Origin of the sequence: Microcystis sp. M49636_WE2 (assembly GCF_030065375.1) — a bacterium.
Lineage (GTDB): Bacteria > Cyanobacteriota > Cyanobacteriia > Cyanobacteriales > Microcystaceae > Microcystis > Microcystis aeruginosa_C.
The window spans coordinates 1-5,473 of record NZ_JASJFG010000963.1 but is presented as its reverse complement, the minus strand read 5'-3'; the positions used below and the strand labels follow the sequence as shown (position 1 = coordinate 5,473).

The following is a 5,473-nucleotide window of genomic DNA, read 5'->3' as shown; positions in this document are numbered from 1 at the left end:
CCTGCAACCCTGGCCAAAAGTTGATCCTACTGCCCTGATTGTGGACGAGATTACCCTTGTCATCCAAATTTTGGGAAAAACCAGAGGCACGATACAAGTTCCCGCTAGTGCCGATAAAAGCACCCTAGAAACCCTCGCCCTAGAATCAGAAATCGCCCAACGTTATTTAGAGGGTAAGGAAATCAAAAAAGTGATTGTTGTCCCGGGCAAATTAGTTAATTTTGTCGTGGTTTAAATGACAGCAATTATCACAATGGTAGGGAATTAAAGAACCTTTTCAGTTATCAGTAACCAGTTAGATTAACACTGTCTATTAAAAACTATCAATAGAGGGCAAAATAGAAACTATACAATTAGCATTGTCTGTAAATAAGAACAACCTATGGATATTGAATCAACTAAAGTTACTCCTGAAGAAATTGCCCAGTTTCGCGCTGAATTGGCAGATAATCTAAGTGCGATCGCTGCTTTGGATGCGATTGAAGAATGCGAAGGTTATCTTGAGGATGCTGTACCCGCAGGTTTTTGCATTTGACAAGATCAGTGATCGCATTATAATGGAGAAAATTAGTTTTAGTTTTAACAATAGCACTATGGACAATACAACTCAGTTAACACTGGAAGAAATTCAACACTATCGGCAGCAATTTAAGGATTATCCTGAAGCTTTGGATGCTTTAAATTTGATTGCAGAATGTGATGGAAATTTAGACGATGCGTTAATCTTAATTTATATGGAAGAAACTGGAGCAGAACCAGATAGGGGATTAGATTTAGATCAATTAGCAGAAAGATGTCGTCCAGTAGTTTGCGCTGATTTAGCTAGAACAATTTTAGATATTCTTAATATTTTAACAGGTTTATTTGGTACAATTGGGGTTGCTTTAGCTGTATTACTTTATATTTTAAACAAATATGGATTAGAGGATTATTGTCAAAATAATGCTTAAAATTTAATCTTAATTTTGTATATATCTAAACTCCTGATGCAAGAAATGCTGCCCAATAATAAGGGTTAGCGAAAGGATATTTACCCCGTTGACCAGTTAACTCAATTTGTTTCTCAATAATCTTTTTTTTGTTAGGAGTTAGTTCAATTAAAACCTGATCAATTTCTGGTTTATATTTGACTAATAGCCTATCAAATTCTTCAATGGTCAAATTCTGTAACCAATTTTGCGCTATTTTCAAAGCAACTGGTACAGAAACTTGCTGATTCTCATCAAATAAAATCTCATATAATTTAATCATCAAGAAGGAGGTTGACAGGTCATTAACTGTCCATAAACTACTGACAACGCTGGGACTTCCCGCAAACAGAAAACCACTGGGTAAACCGATATATTCATCACTGATAGAGTTTATATCAATCATGCCAGTTTCGCAGGCAGAAAGGGTGACAAGGCGACATTTATTCAAGCGCAGTTCAAAGATTTCGCCTAATGTTAGGGGTTCTTTATTGGCTAAAAATAAGGCGGATTCTAGGGGATTAGCTGGGTTAAAGCCTCCATGACAGGAGAAGTGATAACAGTGGTTATCTGAGGATTTGAGATGGGGAAGAACAGCGTTTTTAGTGGCGTTATCTTTAGCGATAACTTGAGGTTCAGTAAAGAAAGTTGAGAGGATATTAACTTCTAAGTCAGTGTAAAATAAGTCTTTGGTGGGGTTTTGAATAGCGAACAGTTTATTAAAGTCGGAATTGTGAGAAGTTTGGGAGATTTTTTGCAAGATTTGACAACTAGGCGCATATTGTACACCCTTCGGAAATAAATCTTGTAATTCTGATCCCCCCGTTGCCGACTCCCCCCTTTTTAAGGAGAGTTGGGGGGGATCAACAGGTAAGGCGTGTAAGGGTAAAATATGTAGAAACCAATGGGGGATAATAATTAACCGTTGACAAGTATCGGGAATCAGGGCAAGAATATCATTAATATGCAGAATATCAGCAAAAGTCTGTAGGAGGTTAGACAGTTGATTTCTCCATTCTTGCTTACCATTTCCTGAGTAGTAAAGCTGTAGATAATTGTTGATTTTATCAAATAATTGATTTTTATCATTTTCGGAAGATTGCCAATATTTAACCTCTCCCTCAGCAGACACGACAAAAGCGAGTATTTTCTCCCCTGTAATATACCATTGCAGCAGACAAGTTTCAGCATCAGTTAAAGCTTGAATCTCTGTAAATGGGATCGGCTCAACTTTTTGAGTGAGGCTAAAGAGAGGATCTTTAATTTCTCTTGCAATAAAATTATCTAAGTCTTGTTTATATTCTTTCAGATAACTGTGATCTGGAACGTAAGGAGTTAAGTTATCACGACTCATTAAATTCTGGTTAATGCTTTGATGTTGTAAGCGAATTTGCTCGTTAACAACTCTTTGCTTTAATTCATTTAATTGGGTGATAATTTCTTGACTAACGCCTTGGGGGTGTAGGTTTTTCTGGGTGATTAATTCCACCAGATTACGCCCTTTACTGCGTTCGATATATTCTAATGCCTTCTCAGGCTGATTGAGATTAAGATGCGCCTGTACAATGCGATGGAAAACACCAATGGCATTGGATAAAACCTCTTGACGACTTTGGGGGTTAAGGGCTTCTAAGCGGGCATTTTCGACGGCTTCAATGGCTGTATGATAGGCTTCTGTTGCTTGTTGCCATTGTTTTTGATCGTAATGTAAATTCGCTAAATTACGGGCAGTTTGTAAACAATTAAGGGGATAAGATTCTTTTGTACGGATTTTTAATGCGTTGTGATAAGATGCGATCGCTTTTTCTAAATTCTCTGCTTTATCCCCTCTGATTCTGTCACGGTAAGCAAGAGCGAGATTATTTTGTGCTGTTGCCCATTGTTGGGGAAAATCATCAAAAGTATAAACTTTCAAAGCTTCTTGGTAGTAGGAGATCGCTTTTTCTAAATTCTCTGCTTTATCCTCTCTCATTCTGTCTGAGTAAGCATTGGCGAGATTATTTTGCGTCTCTGCCCAATCTTGAGGAAATTCTTTAAAAGTCCTCACTTTCAATGCTTCGGAGTAATGAAAGATAGCTTGTTCTAAATTCTCTGCTTTATCCCCTCTCATTCTGTTAGAGTAAGCACTGGCACTGTTAGAGTAAGCAATGGCGAGACCATTTTGCGTCGCTGCCCATTCTTGGGGAAATGCATTAAAAGTCCTCACTTTCAATGCTTCTTGGCAACAAACGATCGCCTTTTTCTGATTCTCTGCTTTATCCCCTCTGATTCTGTTACAGTAAGCATTGGCGAGATGATCCTGTGTACCTGCCCATTGTTGAGGAAATGCTTCAAAAGTATAAACTTTCAATGCTTCAGAGTAATGAAAGATAGCTTGTTCTAAATTCTCTGCTTTATCCCCTCTGATTCTGTTACAGTAAGCAGCAGCAAGATTATTCTGTGTCATTGCCCAATCTTGGGGAAATGCGTCAAAAGTCCTCACCTTCAATGCTTCTGTGTAAAATATGATCGCTTGTTCTAAATTATTAGCTTTATCTCCTTTGATTCTTTCTAAATAAACGTTCCCTAGATTATGTTGTGTATTCGCCCATTGTCGAGGAAAAGCATCAAAAGTTCTTACCTTTAATGCTTCGTGATGAGCAATAATTGCTTTTTCAAGATTTTCCGATCTATTACCTTGAATTCTATCAAAATAAGTAACAGCTAGGTTGTTTTGAGTCATTGCCCAATTATAAGGAAATTTGTCTTGGGTGTAAACTTTTAAAGCAGATTTAAAACAGTCAATTGCTGTTTCGAGATTTTTTGCTTTATTCCCTTTGATTCTTTTACAGTAAGCATTCCCTAGATTATTCTGTGTGGTTGCCCATTCTTGGGGAAATGCGTCAAAAGTATAAACTTTCAAGGCTTCCGTGTAAGCTGCGATCGCCCTTTCTAAATTCTCAGCTTTCTCCCCTCTAATTCTGTCAAAGTAAGCAATACCGAGAATATTGTTTGTTTCTGCCCATTGCTGAGGAAAGTTTTTAAAAGTGAAGATATTTAAAGCAATTTCACAACCACAAATCGCAATTTCTTGATTAATATCAATGTTACCGAGGGGGAATTGTTGAATTAAATCACTGAAAAAGAAGATACCAGCAGCAATATAACAAGCTTCTTTTAGGCTAACTTGTATTAATGTTGCTCTTGCCCAACTATCGAAAATTTGTATCAGATTATCATCTAATTTATCAAGATTTTGCGCCCAGAAAGGATAAATCACTTGAGGGTTGCGATTTTCATGAATTTTTTGTAACGTCTCCCTTAAGAAATTAAGATAGTCTTGAGGGGTATTAGCTGTTGTTGTGGTTTGATCATCATATATTCCTTGGATTTCCGCACTTTCAACAGGAGGAGTTTCGTCTGTTCCCTCTGGCACAAATCTCCAATCATAACCCTCTTCCTGACAAAAAGAGATAATTGTTTCAGTTTCCATCGTTTCAACGCTTGGTACAGGAAAATTCTGTTTTCTTAATTGTTGTGCAAAATTAGTTGCATCTGCTGAAGCTTCAAACAGTAATATTGTTTCTTTCTCTTGATGACTGATTGTATGAATTCCCTCATTATCTGTTCTTGCATTGTAGAGAAGAACATAAACAGTTTGAGGTAACTGATTAGAGGATTGCTGCTGAAAATACCGACTCAAAGAGACAGCTAAATTTTGCGGATTAACCCGTAAATTTTGTAAAATTCTCGCTGTACTTTCCCCTTGTTGAAAAATCCCAATCAGTAAATGCTCTGTATCAATAGATTCACTCCCTAATTTATCAGCAAATGATAATGCACTGTTTAAAACGAGTTTTGCCGACTCTGTAAAAGGAATATCTACAGGATTCATTTCTGGACTAATTACTGAACCCTTTCCTAGAATTTTTTCAACTTCAATCCGAGCATTTTTTAGCGTTATTCCCTGCTGTCTTAAAACTTGCGACGCAATTCCTGTCGCTTCACCGATTAACCCTAAAAATATAAACTCCGCTCCTACAAAATTATGCCCCAAGCGATGCGCTTCCTCCTGCGCTAATATAATTACCTTAATCGCTTTCTCTGTAAACCGTTCAAACATAATTTAGACTCCTTATCACTTCTAAACCACGAAACTTATCAGAACTACAACACCTTGATTCGCCATTCCGTAAAAAATTGGACATAATTGAATGAGGACGATGATAATTGATTAATGAGGTTTAGGTATGTTTGGGTGCGTTGTTCATTCATAGCGTGGCAGATGGGGAATTGATGGGTAGGGGCGAAGCATTCGGATAGAAAATCTAGGGTTTCAGCGATAGATTATGCACGAATGCTTCGCCCGTACAGGGATTTAATGGGGAGATTATCATAATTGTATCACAGGGATAATAGGCGAAGGTTATTAGTTTATTGCCCGGGGTAGGGGCGAAGCATTCGGATAAGAAATTTATGGTTTCAGCGATATGTTATTGCCCGAATGCTTCGCCCCTACAGGTTAT

Annotated in this window: 4 protein-coding genes; 3 read left to right on the top strand and 1 reads right to left on the bottom strand. The window is 37.5% G+C overall.

Features of this window, described 5'->3' with window-relative positions; genetic code table 11:
• From PX484_RS22200 to PX484_RS22190, 3 genes are all read left to right on the top strand, one after another.
• The coding region (locus tag PX484_RS22200) for a hypothetical protein (RefSeq protein ID WP_288105522.1) at window positions 1-235 on the top strand (235 nt) is incomplete at its 5' end.
• Between the two features lie 147 nt (window positions 236-382).
• Window positions 383-535: a hypothetical protein gene (locus PX484_RS22195; RefSeq protein WP_187602852.1), complete on the top strand. Its 153-nt coding sequence runs from the start codon at window positions 383-385 to the stop codon at window positions 533-535.
• A 58-nt stretch (window positions 536-593) separates the two neighbouring features.
• Complete coding sequence (locus PX484_RS22190; protein WP_045358853.1) at window positions 594-950, top strand: hypothetical protein; 357 nt, start codon at window positions 594-596, stop codon at window positions 948-950.
• A gap of 25 nt (window positions 951-975) precedes the next feature.
• On the opposite strand, the gene PX484_RS22185 is transcribed toward PX484_RS22190, so the two are convergent.
• Window positions 976-5,070, bottom strand: a complete 4,095-nt coding sequence (locus PX484_RS22185) for a DUF3110 domain-containing protein (RefSeq protein ID WP_287764693.1) — start codon at window positions 5,068-5,070, stop codon at window positions 976-978.
• Between the last annotated feature and the right edge of the window lie 403 nt (window positions 5,071-5,473).